Origin of the sequence: Phenylobacterium sp., assembly GCF_030651755.1 — a bacterium.
Taxonomy (GTDB): domain Bacteria; phylum Pseudomonadota; class Alphaproteobacteria; order Caulobacterales; family Caulobacteraceae; genus Phenylobacterium.
In genome coordinates, this window is the sequence record NZ_JAUSBZ010000161.1 from 1 (window position 1) to 20,084 (window position 20,084).

Annotated in this window: 18 protein-coding genes; 7 read left to right on the forward strand and 11 right to left on the reverse strand. The window is 67.7% G+C overall.

Annotated features, from left to right (window positions below; all coding sequences use genetic code 11):
• On the reverse strand, positions 1-1,283 hold a 1,283-nt coding region (locus Q7V15_RS15805; protein ID WP_304756777.1), incomplete at its 3' end, for a UbiD family decarboxylase.
• Between the two features lie 96 nt (positions 1,284-1,379).
• Between Q7V15_RS15805 and Q7V15_RS15810 the strand changes: the two genes are divergently transcribed.
• Together Q7V15_RS15810 and Q7V15_RS15815 are read left to right on the forward strand one after the other, a co-directional pair.
• On the forward strand, positions 1,380-1,607 hold the full coding sequence (locus Q7V15_RS15810) for a hypothetical protein (RefSeq protein WP_304756778.1): 228 nt from the start codon (positions 1,380-1,382) through the stop codon (positions 1,605-1,607).
• Between the two features lie 271 nt (positions 1,608-1,878).
• Positions 1,879-2,175, forward strand: coding sequence for a UrcA family protein (locus Q7V15_RS15815; protein ID WP_304756779.1), 297 nt, complete (start codon positions 1,879-1,881; stop codon positions 2,173-2,175).
• Here the strand turns inward: Q7V15_RS15815 and Q7V15_RS15820 are convergent.
• The 7 genes from Q7V15_RS15820 to ubiA form a co-directional block, all read right to left on the reverse strand.
• Positions 2,172-2,519 (reverse strand): MmcQ/YjbR family DNA-binding protein, encoded by a 348-nt coding sequence (locus Q7V15_RS15820; RefSeq protein WP_304756782.1) that lies wholly within the window; start codon positions 2,517-2,519, stop codon positions 2,172-2,174. The genes Q7V15_RS15815 and Q7V15_RS15820 overlap by 4 nt on opposite strands.
• 14 nt (positions 2,520-2,533) lie before the next feature.
• Positions 2,534-4,309 (reverse strand): gamma-glutamyltransferase, encoded by a 1,776-nt coding sequence (ggt, locus tag Q7V15_RS15825; RefSeq protein ID WP_304756783.1) that lies wholly within the window; start codon positions 4,307-4,309, stop codon positions 2,534-2,536.
• Between the two features lie 62 nt (positions 4,310-4,371).
• Positions 4,372-5,640 carry a S1C family serine protease gene (locus Q7V15_RS15830; protein ID WP_304756786.1) on the reverse strand — a complete coding sequence of 423 codons (1,269 nt, stop codon included), beginning with the start codon at positions 5,638-5,640 and terminating at the stop codon, positions 4,372-4,374.
• 40 nt (positions 5,641-5,680) lie between these two features.
• Positions 5,681-6,343, reverse strand: coding sequence for a methyltransferase (locus Q7V15_RS15835; RefSeq protein WP_304756789.1), 663 nt, complete (start codon positions 6,341-6,343; stop codon positions 5,681-5,683).
• Positions 6,344-6,409: 66 nt separating this feature from the next.
• Positions 6,410-7,360, reverse strand: a complete 951-nt coding sequence (locus Q7V15_RS15840) for a fatty acid desaturase family protein (protein WP_304756791.1) — start codon at positions 7,358-7,360, stop codon at positions 6,410-6,412.
• Positions 7,361-7,408: 48 nt separating this feature from the next.
• Entirely contained in the window at positions 7,409-8,230 is an 822-nt protein-coding gene (locus Q7V15_RS15845) for a helix-turn-helix domain-containing protein (RefSeq protein ID WP_304756793.1), read from the reverse strand.
• Positions 8,231-8,315: 85 nt separating this feature from the next.
• A complete protein-coding gene (gene ubiA, locus Q7V15_RS15850; RefSeq protein WP_304756795.1) occupies positions 8,316-9,248 on the reverse strand; it encodes a 4-hydroxybenzoate octaprenyltransferase in 933 nt (310 codons plus the stop codon).
• 410 nt (positions 9,249-9,658) lie between these two features.
• Here ubiA and Q7V15_RS15855 point away from each other — a divergent pair, with 410 nt between their 5' ends.
• From Q7V15_RS15855 to Q7V15_RS15865, 3 genes are all read left to right on the forward strand, one after another.
• Positions 9,659-11,452 carry an ABC transporter ATP-binding protein gene (locus Q7V15_RS15855; RefSeq protein WP_304756797.1) on the forward strand — a complete coding sequence of 598 codons (1,794 nt, stop codon included), beginning with the start codon at positions 9,659-9,661 and terminating at the stop codon, positions 11,450-11,452.
• A gap of 19 nt (positions 11,453-11,471) precedes the next feature.
• On the forward strand, positions 11,472-13,259 hold the full coding sequence (locus Q7V15_RS15860; RefSeq protein ID WP_304756798.1) for an ABC transporter ATP-binding protein: 1,788 nt from the start codon (positions 11,472-11,474) through the stop codon (positions 13,257-13,259).
• Positions 13,260-13,336: 77 nt separating this feature from the next.
• A complete protein-coding gene (locus tag Q7V15_RS15865) occupies positions 13,337-14,146 on the forward strand; it encodes a hypothetical protein (RefSeq protein WP_304756799.1) in 810 nt (269 codons plus the stop codon).
• Here Q7V15_RS15865 and Q7V15_RS15870 read toward each other — a convergent pair.
• From Q7V15_RS15870 to ppk2, 3 genes are all read right to left on the reverse strand, one after another.
• Entirely contained in the window at positions 14,136-15,374 is a 1,239-nt protein-coding gene (locus tag Q7V15_RS15870) for a winged helix-turn-helix domain-containing protein (RefSeq protein ID WP_304756801.1), read from the reverse strand. The two genes, Q7V15_RS15865 and Q7V15_RS15870, sit on opposite strands and share 11 nt — an antisense overlap.
• A gap of 63 nt (positions 15,375-15,437) precedes the next feature.
• On the reverse strand, positions 15,438-16,943 hold the full coding sequence (locus Q7V15_RS15875) for a sensor histidine kinase (protein WP_304756803.1): 1,506 nt from the start codon (positions 16,941-16,943) through the stop codon (positions 15,438-15,440).
• A 75-nt stretch (positions 16,944-17,018) separates the two neighbouring features.
• Positions 17,019-17,792, reverse strand: coding sequence for a polyphosphate kinase 2 (ppk2, locus tag Q7V15_RS15880; RefSeq protein WP_304756804.1), 774 nt, complete (start codon positions 17,790-17,792; stop codon positions 17,019-17,021).
• Positions 17,793-17,867: 75 nt separating this feature from the next.
• On the opposite strand from ppk2, the gene Q7V15_RS15885 reads away from it, so the two are divergent.
• The gene (locus Q7V15_RS15885; RefSeq protein WP_304756806.1) at positions 17,868-18,605 is read left to right on the forward strand and encodes a 16S rRNA (uracil(1498)-N(3))-methyltransferase; all 738 of its coding nucleotides are present in this window, start codon (positions 17,868-17,870) and stop codon (positions 18,603-18,605) included.
• Positions 18,606-18,717: 112 nt separating this feature from the next.
• Positions 18,718-20,076 (forward strand): glutamate--cysteine ligase, encoded by a 1,359-nt coding sequence (locus Q7V15_RS15890; protein WP_304756807.1) that lies wholly within the window; start codon positions 18,718-18,720, stop codon positions 20,074-20,076.
• The last annotated feature ends 8 nt before the right edge of the window (positions 20,077-20,084 follow it).

Consider the following 20,084-nt stretch of genomic DNA (forward strand, 5'->3'; position numbering starts at 1 on the left):
GACAGCGCCCACATGACATCCTTCCAGTCGCGGGCGTCGATGTCGTCGTCCACGACGATCACCCACTGGGTGTACATGAACTGCCGCAGATAGCTCCAGACGCCCATCATCACGCGCTTGGCGTGGCCGGGATAGGCCTTCTTCATGGAGACCACGGCGATCCGATAGGAACATCCCTCCGGCGGCAGCCAGAAGTCGACAATCTCCGGGAACTGCTGGCGCAGCAGGGGGATGAAGACCTCGTTCAGAGCCTCGCCCAGCACGCTGGGCTCATCTGGCGGGCGGCCGGTGAAGGTGGTCAGATAGATCGGGTCGCGGCGCATGGTGATGGCGCTGACCTGGAAGACCGGGAACTTCTCCACCGAATTGTAGTAGCCGGTGTGGTCGCCATAGGGGCCTTCGTCGGCGTACTCGTCCAGCAGGACATGGCCCTCGATGACGATCTCGGCCTCGGCGGGCACCATCAGCGGCACGGTCTTGGCGGCCACCAGCTCGGCCTTGGCGCCGCGCATCAGGCCGGCGAACTGGTATTCCGACAGGGTCTCAGGCACCGGCGTCACCGCAGCCAGTATGGTGCCGGGATCGGCGCCCAGGACCGCGCAGGCGGGCAGGGCGGTGGGCTTGCCCGCCGCCTTCCAGCGCCGGTGATGCTGGGCCCCGCCCCGGTGGGCCAGCCAGCGCATGATGGTGCGGTCCTTGCCCAGCACCTGCATGCGGTAGATGCCGAGATTGTAGTCGTCCTCCCGCTCGGCAGACGGCCCCTTGGTCACCACCAGCGGCCAGGTGATCAGGGGGGCGGGCTCGCCTGGCCAACAGGTCTGGATGGGCAGCTTCGTCAGGTCGATCTGGTCGCCGGTCCAGACGATCTCCTGCACCGGCGCCTTCTTCACCGTGGCCGGCCGCATGGCCATCACGGTCTTGGCCAGGGGCAGCATGTCCAGGGCGTCCTTCAACCCCCTGGGCGGCTCAGGCGCCCGCAGGAAGGCCAGCAGCTCGCCCACCTCGCGCAGGTCGGCCGCCGTTGTCCGCTCGCGCCCCTCCAGCGTGACGCCCATGGCCACCCGCTTGACCGTGCCAAACAGGTTGACCAGGCAGGGCATGGGCGAGCGCTCACCATCGGCGCGGATGACGTTCTCAAACAGGACCGCCGGGCCGCCCTGGCGCAGCAGGCGACGGTGGATCTCGGTCATCTCCAGGACGGTGGAGACCGGCTCGGTCACCCGCACCAGCTCGCCGGCGGCTTCCAGCTTGGCGATGAATTCCCGCAGCGACCGATAGGCCATGAGCCCTCCTGGGTGTTCTCAGGCCCAGGACTTAGGGCGGCGCAGGCCCGGTGTCACCCTTTGCGCCGGGCGGGCTTGCCGCTAGATTTCGCGCCCATGAAGCGCCTTGACCTCGATGACCTGCCCCCCAAGATCGCCCAGCTGTTGTCCGGCCTTGCCGAGGGCGAAGAACTGATCCTCGTCCAGGGCGGCGCGGTGGCCGCTCGACTGCACGGAGGGGCTGCCCCTGAGCCGGCGGCCGAGGACGAGCCCGAGCCCTACAATAACCAGAAGGCCGCCGAGATTTTTGAGCAGTTCCGTTCGGCGATCGAAGACGAGTTCTGAGGCTTCAGGCGCGCCGAAGGCGTCCGAAAGAGGGGACACGAAGGACACAAAGGGGAAGCCAAGGACACGAAGATGTCGCCGCTTTCTCCTTTGTGCTCTTTGCGACCCTTTGTGTCCTTCGTGTCCCTTCTTTTCCGGCGCTGCGCGCCCAGGGGCAGAGAGCCCGGGCCTTCCCCTGGCCCCATTTGCTCGCCATCTTCCTGAAGTGACCCAACGGAATCCGGGCGGCCGTCAGAGTCGTCGCCGTGGGTCAGTCATTAGGGAGACGACCATGTTCAAGCTTGTGTCCGCCGCGCTCGCCGCGGCGGTTCTTGCGACTCCGGCCCTGGCCGAACCGGCCAAGACGGGGTCCGCCACCGTCATTGTCGCCAATCTCAACCCGGCCAACGCCGATGACGCCAAGCGTCTGGAACGCCGGGTGGAGCGGGCCGCCTTCACCGCCTGTGGCGGCCACGAAGGCAGCGTGCGGATGCTCAAACAGACGGTGACCCGGTCTGACTGTTATCAGGAGACCCTGGCTGAGGCCCGGATCGCCGTCGGCATGAACCGGCAGTACGCCGCCCGTTAGGGCGTCTGCGCCGCGTCATAGGCCTTGACCATCGCCTTGGTGGCCAGCTTGCGCCAGCGGCGCGCCAACAGACTGTGCAGCGAACCCGGATCGAGGGTCTCGATCCGGGCGAGCACGGTCGGATAGGTCTGATAGTGCGCCGTCAGGTGAAAGGTGGCGGGTTCCGCCGCCATCAGCATCTCGCGCTCATCGAAGCCGACATCGCTCAGGACCAGGCTCGCATCCTCAGCCCGCAGGCGAGTGAAGAACTTGCCACGCACCTTGAACGACGGATAGCCGTAGGACGTCCCGTCCTCTGCGCCGGGGAAGGCCAGGATGATGGCGCGCGCCTCGGCTTCGGTCATGGGGACCTCCCTGCTCAGTAGGCCAATGCCACCCCGTCCTTGCGCATCTCGGTGGCAGCAGCATAGCGACCGGGCCAGCGCTCGATGGCCTGGTAGCCGCCGAAGCTGCCGTCGCTCTCGCCAATCTTCCAGCCCAGATCGACCAGGGCCTTGCGGGTGGCGGCCGGCACGCCGCTTTCCAGATGCAGCAGACCGGTTCCCGGCGTGACCTCGCCGGTGGGCTCAGAGCCGCCGCCGTGACGCCAGCGGGGGCTGTCGCCGGCCTCCTGCAGCGAGAGGTCGAAGTCGACCATGTTGGAGATGATCTGGGCCTGGCCCTGGGGCTGCATATCGCCGCCCATGACGCCGAAGGACAGCCACGGCGCCCCGTCCTTCACCGCAAAGCCCGGGATGATGGTCTGGAAGGGCCGCTTGGCTGGCGCATAGACATTGGGGTGGCCGTCGGTCAGGGCGAACATCTCGCCGCGGTTCTGCAGCATGAAGCCCAGGCCGTCGGGCGCCAGGCCAGACCCCATGCCGCGATAGTTGGACTGGATGATCGAAACCATCATCCCGTCCTTGTCGGCGGTGGTGAAATAGGTGGTGTCGCCCCGGGTCGGCGCCTGGCCGGCATAGACCGTCGGCAGGATCGAATCCGGGCGGATCAGACGGGCGCGTTCGGCGGCGTAATCCTTGGAGATCAGCCAGTCAGCCGGCGCGTCATAGAAGGACGGATCGGCGTAGTAGCGGGCGCGGTCCTCGAAGGCCAGCCGCTTGGCCTCGACCCCATGGTGGATGGCGGCCGCCGACTGGAAGCCCATGCCGCGGAGATCGAACCGCTCCATGATGTTGAGCTGCTGCAGGGTCGCCAGGCCCTGGCTGTTGGGGCCGAGACTGTAGACGTCCACCCCGCGATAATTGCTGGAATAGGCCTTGGTCCATTCCGCCCGGTGGGCGGCGAGGTCCGCCTTGGTCATCCAGCCGCCGATCCGCTGGAAATAGCGCTCAATGGTTTCGGCGATCTCGCCCTCGTAGAAGGCCTCGCGGCCCCCCTCGGCGATCAGGCTGTAGGTGCGGGCCAGCGCCGGGTTCTTGAAGATCTCGCCTTCGCGGGGCGTGCGCCCCTCCGGCGCCCAGACGGATTTGAAGTTGTCGACCTCCTCGATCCCGAGCGTCCCGCCGGTGAAGTTGGCGTAGCTGCGCTGCAGGTAGTAGGCGACGTTCTGGCTGATGGCCGCGCCCTCGCTGGCGTGGGCGATGGCCGGCGCAAACAGATCCTTCCAGGGCAGCTTGCCGTAGCGCCCGTGCAGGGCCGACCAGGCGTCCACCGTTCCGGGCACGCTGACCGAGATGGCGCCGTGCGAGGGGATCAGGCCGTTCTTGGCGCGGGTGCGCACCGTCTCCAGGGACAGGCCCCGGGGGCTGCGACCCGAGCCGTTCAGGCCCACGACCTGCTTGGTCTTCGGATCCCACAGCATGACGAAACAGTCGCCGCCGATGCCACAGGCGATGGGCTCGGCATAGCCCAGCACCGCATTGGCGGCGATGGCGGCGTCCACCGCCGAGCCCCCGGCCCGCAGAATGTCGATGGCCGCCAGGGTCGCCAGAGGATGCGCCGTGGCCGCCGCCCCGTGGGTCCCCCAGGCCGCGCTGCGGCTGGCGAAGGTCGCCCCGTCGATCCGGTCGCCCGGGCCTACGTCGGGCCGGTTGCGGTTGGGCGTCGCCTCCCGGCTCTGCCCAGCCGCCCCGCTGGCGAAGAGCGCACCGGGCAAGGCGGCGGGCAGGGCGGCCAGGAAGGTGCGGCGACGCATGGGCGGGCTCCAGATCAGATGTAACTGCGGCGTCACTATAGGCGCGACAGCCGTCGCCAAGGCTAGTCCCGGACCTGGATATTTAGCGCCGACAGGGCGTCGGCGATCGGAATGAAAAGGTTGATGCCGGTGGGCGTGCGGCCCGGCTGGAAGCTCGCCACGGTGATGGCGATCACCTGGCCGCGGCTGTTCACCAGCGGGCCGCCGCTATTGCCGGGGTTCACTGTCACGTCGCTCTGAATGAACCTAAGGCCGTCCGTTACGCGGGTGGCCGAGACAATGCCCCGCGTGATCGTCCCCTCAAACGCCTCATCCAGCGGCGTGCCGACCGCATAGACGTCTTCTCCTGCTTGTGGCGGGCTCTGTTCCAGGCGTAGGGGCGCGCGGCCTTCGGGCGGGGCGATCTTGATCAGCGCCACGTCACGACGAGGATCGCTGCGGACGACCTCGCCCAGGGCCTCGGTCCCGTCGGTCCAGCGAACCTTCACGTATTTTGAGCGCCCGACGACGTGGGCGTTCGTCAGAATTTCGCCGTTCGAGGACACCAGGAACCCGCTGCCATGGCCGGCGTCAGAGAGGACCGAGACCGCCGACTGGGCGGCGGCGGCAGGGGGCCTCGGCTGCACGCCGGACGCGGTAAGCCGTAACGGCGGCCATTGCTGAGCGACTGAATGCGGCGTTCCGGGATCCGTGAGGACCTGCTGACGGAAATCGTCATCTGCCAGCAAGGCAAGGGCATTCTCGCGAAACGCGCCATGCAGCAACCTGTCGATTCCGTCCTCGTACCCTAGGTGGAGTCTGAACCCGGCCCGCGTTTTGACGCGGGAAACCAGTCGGCGCTGCAGCGGGTCGTAAATCTGCCACTCGATGGCCAGGATCATCTCGCCTCGGAAGCTATAGGCTCGGTCGGCTGGTTCCAAAACGCAAAGACGCGTCTCGACATTATCGACGGCGGCTCCGAGCAGAAGGCTATCCGCAGGCCGTGAGGCCTCGAAAAGGTTGTCGCCCTCTATGGGAAGACCCAGGCGCGCGGCCTCCTCGTTTAGGATGGCCGAGAATCGAGACAGGTCCCAATCCTGCTCTTCCGCTTTCCAGTAGAGCGATCTAGGCGCCACGTCGCAGAAGAGCCAAGTTCCGCTCGTGCCCCAGACTTGCCCATCGCGCAGGCGAAAAACCAACCGGTCGAGTTTTAACAGGCGCGCGCCGCCAGCGTTTTCGATTGGCGCAGGCACGATGGAGGGCGGCAGCGGCAAGGGCGCTGCAATGACGTCGCCAACCCAAATGGCGCCCAGCAGCACAGAAGCCCAGGCCAGCCGCAATCCCAACCTCATGACGCCCCTCCAGTTCCCCCTCTGTTCTAGGAGGAGACGTCTAGCCCGGCAAGCTCCACACCGCCGTCTTCTTGACCTCCTGGTCCTCGAGCTCTCGCGTCGTTGCGACCTGGTATTCGGCGAGTTTGACCAGGCCTTCGCGGGGGAAGTAGCTGCGGCCGGGGTCGCCGATCAGGACCTTGGCGCCGGCGGCCTTGGCCTCTCCCAGCCAGGCCATGACCCGGGCGGCCAGGGGCTTTTCGTAACAGATATCGCCGGCCAGGATCACGTCGGCTGCCGGCGGCGGGGCGTCCAGCAGATCGCCGCTGGTGAAGTCGCAGGCCACGCCGTTGGCGGGCGCGTTCAGGGCCAGAGCCGCGCCGCAATAGGCGTCGATGTCGGCGGCTAGCACATGGGCTGCGCCAGCCCTGGCTGCGGCGATGGCGACGATGCCTGAGCCCGAGGCGAAGTCGATCACCGACTTTCCGGCCACGATGTCGGGATTGTCGAGGATGTAGCGGGCCAGGGCCTGACCGCCGGCCCAGGCGAAGGCCCAGAAGGGCGGCGGCAGGCCGATCTCCTCCAGCGCCTCTTCGGTCATCTTCCAGATCGGCGTGATCTCGTCAGCCAGATGCAGGACGAGTTCGGGGGTGTGCGGCGGCGCCTGCTGGCGGGTATTGGCCAGGATGAAGGCGCGGCGGCCCTCGGGGGTCTGCTCGATCACGCCGCTCTCCTGCACCTTGCGTCCATGGCGAGTGACGAAGAACAGCCGTCCAGGCAAGGAGAATGATCAGGCCGGCTCCAGCGTCGCCGGCGGCCGCTTGGAGGCGGCCATGCGCAGCACCTCCAGATAGCCGCCGCGGATCTCCATCTGCGGCCCCAGCCCCTTGGCCAGCAACAGGCGGTGGGCCCGGGGCAGGTTGTAGCAGGGCAGGTGCATGAAGATGTGGTGCTCGCAGTGATAGTTCACCCAGTAGGGCGCGATCAGGGCGCGCTCCACCGGGCCGGCATAGGTGGTGCGGGCGCAGCGGAAGGGGTCGCGCTCGTCCCTGGCCACACAGGCGTGCTCGGCGATGTTGCGCAGGCGGGTGATCATCTGCATCCAGGTGGCCTGGGGCAGGAGCCACAGGACGAACCAGGCCCACCACAGGCCGAACGGGGCGGTGAGCGCGATGGTCACAGCCGCGCCGATCAACAGGCGGCGCTTGCGCACGATCTCGGCCTTGAGGATCGGCCCGAGGGGCTCACCGGCCTTACGGGCGGCCAGCTGGCTGCGCACAAGACCGAAGCGCTGTTTGAACCAGGTCTGGCCCGTCAGGTCGCGGACGATCTTGCGGCGCAGGGAGACGGGCGTGATCGGGAAGGGGGCCGAGAGGACGAGGTCGGGGTCCTCCGCCTGCTGGACGAACTTGTGGTGGGTCAGGTGATAGGGGCGGTAGCGATGCAGGCCGCCGCCGGTCAGCCAGTCACCGGCCCAGTCATTGATCTTGAGGTTCCTGTGCAGGGCCCCGTGGGCGGCGTCGTGCATCAGGACGGCCAGGCCCAGCTGCCGGCCGCCGATGATCATGATGGCCAGCGGCAGGGTCAGGGGCCAGATCACGGCCATGGCGCCTGCGGCCAGGATTACGCCCCAGGCGTGGGCGATCAAGGCCAGGCCCTTCCAGCTCGAACGATTGGACAGGCTCGCCCATTCCTGGGCGCTGAACAGGCTCTTGGGATCTATACGCGGGGCGACGGCCATGAGCGCAGTTTGCCATGGTTTTTGACGCCCCGGTAGAATGACGCTGCGTCAGGCGTTCTCCGCCCCGGCGGCCAGGCGCCGCAGGACCTGCTCGCTGGCGGCGTCGGCGGGGTAGAAGAACTCGATCCGCAGGTCATCGGCCGCCGTATCGGCCGGGGCGCCGAACCGCGCCACCGTGGAGACGAGGTCCAGCCGCAAGCCGGCCGCACGGATCTGCAGGATCAGGGCGGCGGCGGGGGCGGCGTGGACGCGCTCGGCCTCCGGGGCGGCGGACTTCAGCGCCGCAATCGTCGCGTCCAGCTCGGCGCGCATTGGCCCTGGCGGCGCGCGCCAGGCCTCGGCCTCGGCGAGGGCCTGGAAGTGGACGATCAACTGCGCCCAGTTGGCGACGGCGGCGCGGAAGGTCTGACTTTCGCAGGCGGCACGGATCAGGCTGACCTGGGGATTGAGCCCGTCCTCGCCGATCAAGGCGCCGAACAGGGTTTGGCCCGGTCCATTGGCCGCCAGCGGCCGCCAGGCGCGGTCGACGGCGAAGGCGGGAAACGGTTCGTGCGCGGCCAGCGCCAACTGGGTCACCCGTCGCACCATGGCCGCCCCCTCGTCGGTGAAAGCGCTCTCGCCATGGGCCGGGGCGAAGCCGGCGGCCAGGAGCAGGGCGTTCACATCCTGAAGAGCCAGGTCCAGCGCCTGGGCCAGACGACCGACCATCTCCCGTGAGGGGCGCGTGCGGCCCGTTTCCAGGAAGGAAATGTGGCGTTGGGACACCTCGGCCGACAATGCCAGGCCCAGCTGCGAGAGGCCGCGCTGCTGGCGCAGGCGCGAGAGCATGGCTGGAAATTCGCCGACGGGGCGTAGGGCGGTGACAGCCATGCGGTCTCCAGACGGTGGCGGTTGGGGCCGCCCCATCCTGGCCGAGCTTCAGACCCCCCTCAATGACCTGTCAGGTCATCGCCCCTCAGAACAGGCCCTGCGGACCACCCCAGGCGCCGGCCATGAGCGCCAGGAAGAGGGCCAGCCCGGCGAGGCTGTTGGACTTGAACAGGGCCAGGGCGCCGGCGGGATCCTCCAGCCGCACCTGGGCCGCCTGGCGCGACAGATGCAGGCCAAACAGAGCCACAGGCGGCAGGAAGAGGGGCCCAAGCCCCCCGACCCAGGCCGCGGCCAGGGCGAGCACGAAGGCGATGACATAGAAGCCGAGCACCGCCTTGGGCGTCGCCTCGCCCAGCCGCCGAACCGAGGACTTCACCCCGGCCAGCGCGTCGTCCTCAAGGTCCTGGATCGCGTAGATGGTGTCATAGCCCAACGTCCAGAAGATGCCGGCGGCGTAGAGCAGCAGGGCGGGCCACTGCAGGCCGCCGGTGACCGCGGCGAAGCCCAGCAGCGCGCCCCAGTTGAAGGTCAGGCCAAGCCAGGCCTGCGGCCACCAGGTGACCCGCTTCATGAACGGATAGGCCGCCACCAGGGCCAGGGAGCCGACGCCGAGCGCGATGGCGAAGGGCGGCATGGCGAGCAGGATGGCCAGCGAGATGAGGCAGCAGCCGATAACGAAGGCCCAGGCCTGCCGCACGGTGATCTGGCCCGATGGGATGGGACGTCCGGCGGTGCGCGAGACCTTGGCGTCGAAATCCCGGTCGACGATGTCGTTATAGGCGCAGCCGGCCGCCCGCATCAGGGCCGCGCCGACGAGGAAGGCGATCAGCCAGCGCCAGTCAGGCAGCTCCCCCTCCATGGCGCCGGCCAGGGCGATTCCCTGCCAGCCGGGCAGCATCAGCAGCCAGATTCCCGTGGGTCGGTCAAAACGGCCAAGCTTGAGCCATGGGCGCAGGGCGGGCGGCGCGTGGCGGTCCACCCAGTTGGCGGGGGCCGCATCAGGCAAGGGGGCGATCATGCCCCTCCTCCTACCAGATCGTGTCTTCGGCGCCTCAGTGAAAGCGGTTGGCAAACCGATGTTCAACGCGCGGTTGACTGCGATTCCCGCCCCGCCTAGCTTTCGGCCGTCCACCACCCGCGACCAGACAGGAGGGTTCGCATGACAATGCATCTTGCACCGAACCCCCACCGCTGCGTCGCCGCGACCCGAACCTAGCTCAGAGCCCCGCTCGAGCGGATCTTCCCGGGCCGGCGCCTCTCCAGGCTCCCGACCCTCAGGAATTTCCCCGTGTTCGTCCGCACCCGCCGGGACGTCTGCTCCCGGCCCTCTCCGCATTCCGCCCCTTGCCGCGCCCCGTTCGCGCGCCTGCGGTCCTGCGCCCTTTCCGCCGGTCTTATGACCCGCGGCCCAGATGTTTGGCCTCTCCGATGACCAGCGAAATCTTCGACGAAGACGAAGGCGTCACCCGACCCCGCCCCTTGGGCAACATGGCCGTGATCGGCTTCATGTGGCGCCAATGGATGGTGGACAAGCCGCGCTTCTTCACCGCCGCCTCCCTGTTTCTGGTGGGCACGGCCTGTGACCTGTCCATCCCCTGGGCGGCCGGCGCCCTGGTGGACGCCGTGTCCTCGCCTGAGCGCCTGACAGAGGCCGCCTGGACCGCCTGGGCGTTCCTGACCGGCCTCTATGTGGTCTATTACGGCGTCCGCACCACGGGCTTCCGCATCCTGAACGGCTTCTACGCCCGGATCATGGAGCGGATCGTCACCCAGGGCTTCGAGCGGGTGCAGTCCTTCTCGGCCGACTGGCATGGCTCCAACTATGCCGGCGCCACGGTGCGCAAGGTCTCCCGGGCCATGTGGGGCTATGACAGCGCCTCAGACGCCCTGCTGCTGATGCTCATGCCGACCCTGATCGTGCTTGGGGGGCTGGCGGTCTCGATGACCGTGCGCTGGCCGTTGGCGGGGCTGTTCACCGCTACCGTCGTGATCATTTTCGCGATCTACAACGTGCTGGCGGCCACCTATTACGTCCGACCGGTCAATCTCGTGTCCAACGCCCTGGACTCCCAGATCGGCGCCTCGCTCGCCGACGCCATCGGCGCCAACCCGACGGTCAAGGCCTTCGGGGCGGAGGCCCGGGAAGGCCAGCGGTTCGCCGGCACGGTGGCCCAATGGCGGATCGCGGTGATCCGCACCTGGAACCGGTTCAACCTGGTGGGCCTGGGGCAGAACGTTCTGCTGGTCATCCTGCAGGGGGGGCTGACGGGACTGATCCTGTGGGCCTGGACGCAAGGGGAGGCCACCGCGGGCGACGTCGCCTTCGCTATCACCTCCTTCATGCTGATGGCCGGCTATATGCGGAATTTCAGCGAGATCACCCGCATGCTGCAGAAGGGCCTCGACGACCTGCTGGACGTGGCCGTCTACATGCGCACCGATCCGCAGCTGGCCGACAAGCCCGGCGCGCCGCCCTTCCAGGGTCTGGAGGGCGCTGTGACCTTCGACCGGGTGAGCTTCGGTTATGCCGGCCAGGGGGAGCGGCTCTATCAGGATTTCAGCCTGGCCATCGCGCCCGGCGAACGGATCGCCCTGGTCGGCCCCACGGGCTCGGGGAAGTCGACCTTCGTCAAGCTGCTACAGCGGCTGCACGACCTGGACGGCGGCCGGATCCTGATCGATGGGCAGGACATCGCCCATGTGACGCAAGGGTCCCTGCGCCGGGCCATCGCCGTGGTGCCGCAGGATCCGTCGCTGTTCCACCGCAGCATCGGCGAGAACATCGCCTATGCGCGGCCGGACGCCAGCCCCGATGAGGTGGTCCTGGCCGCCCGCCGGGCGAGGGCCCACGACTTCATCGCCCGCCTGCCGCAGGGGTACGAAACCCTGGTGGGCGAGCGCGGCGTCAAGCTGTCGGGCGGCGAGCGGCAGCGGGTGGCCATCGCCCGCGCCTTCCTGGCCGACGCCCCGATCCTGGTTCTGGACGAGGCCACCTCGTCCCTGGACGTGGAGACCGAGCGTCAGGTCCAGGCCGCCACCGAGGAGCTGATGTCCGGCCGCACCACCATCGTCATCGCCCACCGGCTGTCGACGATCCGCAGCGCCGACCGCATCCTGGTCTTTGACCGGGGCCGCATCATCGAGGAGGGCCGCCACGGAGAGCTGCTCGCCCGCGGCGGCGCCTATGCCCGCCTGCACGCCGTCTCCGAAGCCGCCGAATGACCGCCAGATCGAGAAGACCATGACTGAACACTATGACGACACCGACGACCTGGCCGAGCGGACCCTCTCCAACCGCCAGGTCCTGGGATTCATCGGCGCCTTCTGGCTGCGGCGGCCGGTCCTGTTCTGGACCTCGGTCGTCCTGACCCTGGTGGCCATCGGCTTCGACCTCGCCCTGCCCTGGGCGGCGGGCCGGCTGATGGACATCGTGGCCGCCGGCCCCGACCAGGCCGACCTCGCCTGGCGGGCCTGGGCGATCTTCATCGGGGTCTTCTTCGCCTTCACCGTGGTGCGCAACATCGCCTTCCGGTTCTGGAATCCGATGGCCGCGGCCAACATGAAGGACATGACCGACGAAGGCTTCCAGCGGGTCCAGTCCTATTCCTCTGACTGGCACGCCAACACCTTTGCAGGGTCCACAGTGCGGCGGCTCAGCCGCGGCATGTGGGGCTATGACATGGTGTCGGACGCGGTGATCCTGTGGCTGGGTCCGGCGCTGATCGTGCTGATCGGCCTGTCGGTGATGATGATCGCCCGCTGGCCGATGGTGGGGATCTTCTCCCTGGCGGTGGTGATCCTCTATCTGGTCTCCAACCTCTGGCTGACCACGGTCTATGTGCGGCCAGCCAACCTGAAGTCCGTAGCCCTGGACTCACGGATCGGCGGGGCGCTCTCGGACTCCATCGGTTCCAACCCGACGGTGAAGGCCTTCGGCGCCGAGGCCCGCGAAGAAGCCCGCATCGGCGGGGTCACCAGCCTGTGGCGGCGTCTGACCCTGATCACCTGGACCCGGTTCATCAATGTCTGGCTGTGGCACAACCTGCTGCTGGTGGGCCTGCAGGCGGGGCTGACCGGCCTGCTGCTGCGGCTGTGGGCGCAAGGGGCGGCCACAGCCGGCGACGTGGTCTTCGCCATCACCGCCTTCATGTTGATGAGCGGCTATCTGCGAAATGTGGGCGAGAATATCCGCATGATGCAGAAGGGCCTCGACGACGTGGAGGATGTGGCCCGCTACGCCGTCACCGAGCCCGAGGTGGCCGACGCCCCCGACGCCGCCATCTTCCGCGGCGAGCGGGGGGAGATCGCCTTCGACCGGGTGACCTTTGGCTACAAGGCCGCCGCCGGGCCGCTTTATGAGAATTTCACCCTGATCGTGGCGCCAGGCGAAAAGGTCGCCCTGGTGGGCGCGACGGGGGCGGGCAAGTCGACCTTCGTCAAGCTGCTGCAGCGGCTCTACGACGTGCAGTCGGGCCGCATCCTGATCGATGGCCAGGACATCTCCAAGGTGAGCCAGGCCTCGCTTCGGCGGTCCATCGCGCTGGTGCCCCAGGACCCGGCCCTCTTCCACCGCACGATCGCCGAGAACATCGCCTATGCGCGGCCCGACGCCCGTCCGGAGGAGGTGGCCGCGGCCGCGCGACGCGCCCGGGCGCATGACTTCATCATGCGCCTGCCCAAGGGCTACGAGACCCTGGTGGGCGAGCGCGGGGTGAAGCTGTCCGGCGGCGAGCGCCAGCGGGTGGCCCTGGCGCGGGCCTTCCTGGCCGATGCGCCGATCCTGGTCCTGGACGAGGCCACCTCGTCCCTGGACGTGGAGACCGAGCGGGACGTGCAGTCCGCCATGGAGGAGCTGATGGCCGGGCGCACGACCATCGTCATCGCCCACCGGCTGTCGACCATCCGCGGCGCCGACCGGATCCTGGTCTTTGAGGGCGGCCGGGTGGTGGAGGAGGGGCGCCACGCCGAACTGGTGGCCAAGGGCGGCGCCTATGCCCGGCTGCATGCGGTCACAGAGGGAGTCGGCTAGGTTGGGCGTGACGAAGAGTGACGAATAGGCGAGGGTCAACCCAGCTCGAAGCGGGCTCTGGCTGATCGGGGCGACCATTGAACTATGCCGAAAATGTCGTGCGGTGGTTGCGGGAGCGGCTGGATCGCGGACCGCCCCTGGCTGAACCCAAGGAGCTCAACCTTGCCCTGCGCGTCCTGGCGCTCTGGCGCGCCTCGCTGATCGTCGACGCCTTCGTGGCGCGGCATGGGCGCAAGGTGCTGCAGGGTCCGTTCGCAGGTATGGCCTATGTGCAGGGCGCGACCGAGGGCGCCCTGGCGCCCCGGCTGCTCGGGACCTATGAGGCGGAGCTTCATCCCTATCTCCTGGCCCTGGTCGCCGAGGGCCTGGACTGCGTGATCGATGTGGGTTGCGCTGAGGGCTACTACGCCGTCGGCATGGCGCTCCTGGCTCCGGGGGCAAAAATCCACGCCTTCGACACTTCGCCAGAGGCCAGGGCCGCCTGCGCCCAGATGGCGGAGCTGAACGGCGTCAGCGACCGGGTGACGATCGGCGAAACGGTGAAGCCCGAGGACTTCGAGGCCTTCGCCGGCCCTGGCCGGCTCGTGCTGATGGATGTCGAAGGCGCCGAGGACGACCTGCTTCGCCCGGATATCAGCCCGGCGCTGGCCCACATGCACATCATCGTCGAGGCGCATGAAGTCTATCGGCCCGGGGTGGCGGCCCGTCTCGCCGAACGGTTCGCAGCGACTCACCATGTCACCGAACTTCCGCTGGGCGGCCGGACCCTGCCCCTGCCAGACTGGCTGATGGCGTCAAACCACCTGGATCAGTTGCTGGCGGTCTGGGAATGGCGGCTTGGCCCGACGCCCTGGCTGGTCATGCGGCCGAAGTCCCTCAACCCCTGAGGGCGGCGTCCAGGGCCGGCGCAAGGTCGCCGCGGGGCTCAGCCGTCACCTCGCCCAGACCCAGCCAACCCGCCATGCGGCGGAGCTCGGCCGCCAGCCGGTCCGGTGTCGCAAGCGTGGCGTCCGGCTCGGCATGGGCGGCCATGACGCGCAGGACGCCGGCCTTGCGGTCGGCTTTCAGGTCCACACGAGCGGTGATCGCCTCGTCCTCCAGAAAGGGCAGGACGTAATAGCCATGGGTGCGCTTTTCGGCCGGCGTGTAGATTTCCAGCCTTATCCGCACGCCAAACAACCGCTCCGTGCGTTCGCGAAACCAGATCAGATTGTCGAAGGGCGACAGGAGCGCGGCAGTGGTGATCTTCCGGGGCTTGCGGGCCTTGGGGTCGAGATAGGCGATCTGACTCCATCCCTGCACCTGCACGGGAACAAGCTCACCGCCCTCCACAAGGCTTGCGATCTGGCTGCGGGTTTCGCCCGGCGACATGCGGAAATAGTCGCGCAGGTCCCGCTCGGTGGCCACGCCCTGCGCCCGCGCGGCGATGCGCAGCAGTTCCCGTTGAGCGGTGTCGCGGGACGGGGTCGGCGCCCCATGAATGTCGGCCGGCAGGACCTCCTGGGGCAGGCCATAGACCCGCTCGAAGGTCGCCCGCCGGGTGGCCGTGGTCAGGCGGCCGGTCCAGAACAGGCATTCGGCCGCCCGCTTGGCCTCGCTCCAGCCCCACCAGCCCCCTGCCCCTTTGACGCCGAGCTCCAGCTCCGAGGCTGAGAGGGGGCCGCGGGCGGCGATGGCCTCAATGGCCCGGTCCATCAGGGCGGGGTGTTCGCGCAGAAACCGGGCCACGCCCTTCCAGACGCCGACGCCCTCGCGGGCGTCTTCCATCCGCCAGCGCAGCAAGGGTTGGGTCGCCAGGGGCAGGAGCGAAGCCTCGTGGGCCCAGTACTCAAAAAACCAGGGGCGCCGCCCCCAGGCCAGGCTCTCCAGGGCGTCGCGAGGATAGGCGCCCAGCCGGGAGAAGAAGGGCAGATAGTGGGTGCGCGAGACCACATTCACCGAGTCGATCTGGACCACCCCCAGGCGGTCCATGGTCTCAATCAGGTGGCGGCGGACCGGCTTAGCCGGGCGACTTCGCCCAAACCCCTGAGCCGCCAGGGCGATGCGGCGCGCCTGGGCCGCGCTGAGCCGTTCGAGCGCGCGTTCGGGGAAAATGGAGCCTGGTCTGGGGGGCAAGGCGCACCAACTCAGGAATCTAGTGGCGCCTGGCCGGGAGGCCCAGGCACGATGGTCTCTGACTCAGCGATCACGCCAGTCGGCCCAATCCTCGGGCTTGGCGGAGGGGACTGCCGCCTCGACCTCGCAGACCAGGCCTGAGGAGAGAAACTCCATCCGCACTTCGCCGACAAATTCCGCGGCCAGACCCTGTTGGATGAGGCGCGAGCCGAAGCCTTTACGCTTGGGTGGGCTGACCGGCGGCCCGCCGGTTTCGCGCCAGACGAGGTGCAGTTTTAGCGGACTATGGTCGGTATCCAGGCGCCAGCCCAGATGAACCTGCCCTGTGTCGTTGCTTAAGGGTCCGTACTTGGCCGCATTGGTGGCGAGTTCATGGAAGGCCAGGGCCATGGCGATGGCGGTCCGTGGGGGCAGGGTCACCCTTGGGCCCTCGATTTTAAACCGATCAGCGCCATAGGGCTCGGCGGCCTGGGCGGCGATCTCCTCCAGCTCGGCGCCGGCCCATTTCGTATCGGTCAGGACGTCATGCGCCCTGGCGAGGGCGAGCAGCCGCGAGGTCAGCGCCTCGCGAACCTCATGGGGCACGCCGCCGCTTCGCAGGGTCTGGGTGGCGATCGCCTGCACAGTCGCCAGGGAGTTTTTCACCCGGTGATTCAGCTCGTGGACCATCAGGCGCAGGTGATCCTCGGCCAGCTTCCGCTCAGTGATGTCGCGGAAGAAGATGGCCAGGCCCTCCTCGACGGGATTGCCGCGCACGTCGAGCCAGGTGATCCGTCCATCGGGGAATTCGTAGCGGTTCTCAATGGCGAAGGCCGTGCGTTCAGTCATCGCCTGGCGATAGATGTGGCCGATCGACATATCGAAGGTGTCTGGCCAGACGTCCCAGTGGTTCTGGCCGATGAAAGTCTCCCGGGGGCGACCATCGACCCGAACGCCTTCGGCGTTGATTTCGAGAATGGTGAAATCGTGCGCCAGCAGCAGGAAGCCATCGGTCATACCCGCCAGGACACTGTGCGCGCGATCGCGCTCGGCCTTGAGGGCGGCCTCAGCGCGCACCTGCTCGGTGACTTCCAGGACAAACGCAATCACACCGGCGGGACGACCGGCCTCGTCGAACACGGGCGAGTAGTCCAGGTTCATCACCACGGACTCGGGCAGGCCGTTTCGGTAGAGCACCAGCTCCTGATTCTTGTAGGACAGGGAGCCTCCCGCCAGGCCGACCTGCATCACATGGCGGTTGAAGTCGGCCACTTCAGGCCACCCCTCCAGCACATTGCTGCCCAGCAGCCTGGGATGGCGGCCGCCCGCAAATACCGAATAGGCGTCATTGTAGAGCATGACGCCCTTCGGCCCCCACAGCATGACGATCGGGGTCGGCGAGTGCAGGAGCATGCCCAGGGCGCTCAACAGGGTCTGAGGCCAGTCACGGACGGGGCCAATTGGACTGTCGGTCCAGTCCATCTCCGCGATCAGGGCGCCGGTCTCGCCACCAGCCCGCAGGAAATCGATCCGATCAACAGTGTGGCCGGACCCTACGGGCTCGGGCGTGCTCCCACTTGATGATGACACGAAAGCGAGGCTCCACGCCGACGGACTTTCCGATCAATCTAGCCGTGTCTTCAGCAGAATATCCAACAAAATGGATCAGTCACACAGTCGTCCGTCCGTTGTCGCGGCAATCTCGAATCGAAACAGCACGTCCGGATCCGGCGCTTCGACATCCTTGGCGACGGCCGGTGGGGCCAGAGTGTTTACGAGGTGGCGGATAACATTGAGCCGCGCGGCCTTTTTCTGATCGGCCTTGACGCAGACCCAGGGGGCGAGGGCGGTGTCGGTGCGCCGGAGCATCTCGTCGCGGGCGGCGGAATAGTCGTCCCACTTGGGCTGGGCGAAGGCGTCCAACGGACTGGTCTTCATGACTTTCAGCGGATCATTTTCCCGCTCGGCCAGACGTTCGGCCTGTTCCGACTTGGAGACGTCCATCCAGAATTTGACCAGTCGGATTCCCGAACCGACCAGCATCTCTTCGAACAGTGGGGCCTCTCGCAGGAAGTCCTCCTGCTCGGCGGGGGTGGAGAAAGCCATGACCTTCTCGACCCCGGCCCGGTTGTACCAGGAGCGGTTGAAGATCACGAACTGGCCGCCAGCCGGCAGGTGGCTGACATAGCGCTGGAAGTACCACTGGGTGCGCTCGATGTCGGAGGGCTTGGACAGGGCTACGACCCGGGTGGCGCGGACCGACATGTGCTCAGTGACCCGACGGATGGTCCCGTCCTTGCCCGCGGCGTCCCGGCCCTCGAATATGACCAGCACCTTTTCCCCTTCAGCCAGGGCGCGTTGCTGCATCTTGACCAGGGCCAGTTGCAGACGGGGCAGGGCCTCGTCATAGGATTCGTCGTCTCTGGAGGTCTTGCTCATGGGAAACCTTACGCCGGTGGGCCACCTTGGCGCCACGGTCTATGCGGCTCGTCGATCCGCCCGCTAGAAAGCCCCATGATCCGTCTGTTCGTCACCCATGATCTCACACCGGGCGCCCGGCTCGGCCTGAACCCGGACCAAAGCCGCTATGTCGTCGCCGTCATGCGCCGGGCGTCCGGCGATCCCCTGCTGGTGTTCAACGGCCGGGACGGAGAATGGCGCGCGGTGGTGGCCGAGAGCGGCAAGCGTGGCGCGGTGCTTCAGGTCGAGGCCCGGACGAAGCCTCAGGTCCAGGGGCCCGACCTCGACCTTATCGTCGCCACCGTCAAGCGGGCGCGGCTGGAGACCATCATCGAGAAGGCCTGCGAGCTTGGCGCGGGCCGGGTGCGCCTGGTCGTCACCGAACGGACCAATCCTGATCACATCCGTCTGCCGCGCCTGAACGCCATCGCGGTGGAGGCCGCCGAACAGACCGGACGGATCGACCTGCCAGAGATCACGGAACCGACCCGCCTGGGCGCCGTGCTGGACACCTGGGAGGCCGACCGCAGGCTGTTGTTCTGCGATGAGGCAGGCGACGCCCCGCCGGTTCTGGACGCCCTGCGCGGACAGCCGACGGGGCCGTGGGCCGTGCTGATCGGGCCGGAGGGCGGTTTTTCTCCGGCTGAGCGCGCCCGGCTGCGTGGCATGGCCCAGGCCGTGCCTGCAACGCTCGGCCCCCGGATCCTGCGGGCCGACACCGCAGCCATCAGCGCGCTGACCCTGTGGCAAAGCGTCTGCGGGGACTGGCGCGAAGACGCCGCCTCTGATTGAGGGGCCATTGCGCTTCGCCATCGTTGCGCCCACTTCAGCGAACGGCGTAAAGAACGCCGCCGCTATCGGGCCTCGGCCGTGGCGAGAATATTGGCGGGCTGGGGAGAGAGTCATGGCCGACGTCATTTGCGACGAGCGTCGCTTGGTGTTCGAGGATCTCGTCGCCTGGTTCGCCGATGGCTCCAAGGCCAAGGCCGACTGGCGCATCGGCGCCGAGCACGAGAAGTTTCCCTTCTATCTCAAGGATCACTCACCGGTTCCCTATGAGGGGCCGAACGGCATTCATGCGCTGCTGACCGGGCTGATGCGGTTTGGCTGGCAAGGCGTGTTCGAGGGCGACACCCTCATTGGCCTGGAGCGCCGGGGCGCCAATGTCAGCCTGGAGCCCGGCGGTCAGTTCGAGCTTTCCGGCGCGCCGCTGAACGACCTGCACGAAATCTGCGACGAGACCGGCGGCCACCTGTCAGAGGTCAAGGCCGTCGCCGACGAACTGGGCCTCGGCTTCCTGGGCCTTGGCTTCACGCCCACCTGGACCCGGGATCAGATCCCGGTGATGCCCAAGGGCCGCTACAAGATCATGCGCAACTACATGCCCAAGGTCGGCGGCATGGGCCTGGACATGATGTTCCGCACCTGCACGGTGCAGGTGAACCTCGACTTCGGGTCCGAGGCCGACATGGTCAAGAAGTTCCGGACCAGCCTCGCCCTGCAGCCTGTGGCGACGGCGCTGTTCGCCAACTCGCCTTTCACCGAGGGCAAGCCCAACGGCTTCCTGTCGGCCCGGGCCAATGTCTGGACCGATGTCGACGCCGACCGAACCGGCATGCTGGACTTCGTGTTCAAGGACGGCTTCGGGTTCGAGACCTACGCCAACTATGCCCTCGACGTGCCCATGTACTTCGTCAAGCGCGAGGGCCGCTATATCGACGTGGCCGGGCGCTCCTTCCGAGAGTTCATGGAGGGCCGGTTGCCGGAGCTGCCGGGCGAGCGCCCGACCATCAAGGACTGGGCTGACCACGTCACCACCATCTTCCCTGAGGTCCGCCTCAAATATTACCTGGAGATGCGCGGCGCCGACGCCGGTCCCTGGAGCCGCCTCTGCGCCCTGCCGGCCCTGTGGACGGGCCTGCTCTATGATCAGGCGGCCCTGGATGCGGCCTGGGACGTCTGCAAGTCCTGGTCGGTGGAAGACCATGAGGGCCTGCGCGCCCAGGCGGCCAAGGTCGGTCTGAAAGCTCAGATCGGCGGCCGCACCCTGCAGGACGTGGCCAAGGACGTCCTGGTCATCGCCCGCCAGGGTCTGAAGGCCCGCAACCGTCTCAGCGGCGGCATGGTCGACGAGACCGGCTACCTCGCGGAACTGGAAGACATCGCCGAGACCGGCCTCACCCCCGCCGAGCGGATGCTCGAGCAGTATCACGGGGCCTGGGGCGGGGATCTGTCCAAGGTCTATGAGACCATGGCCTTCTGAGGCCGCCG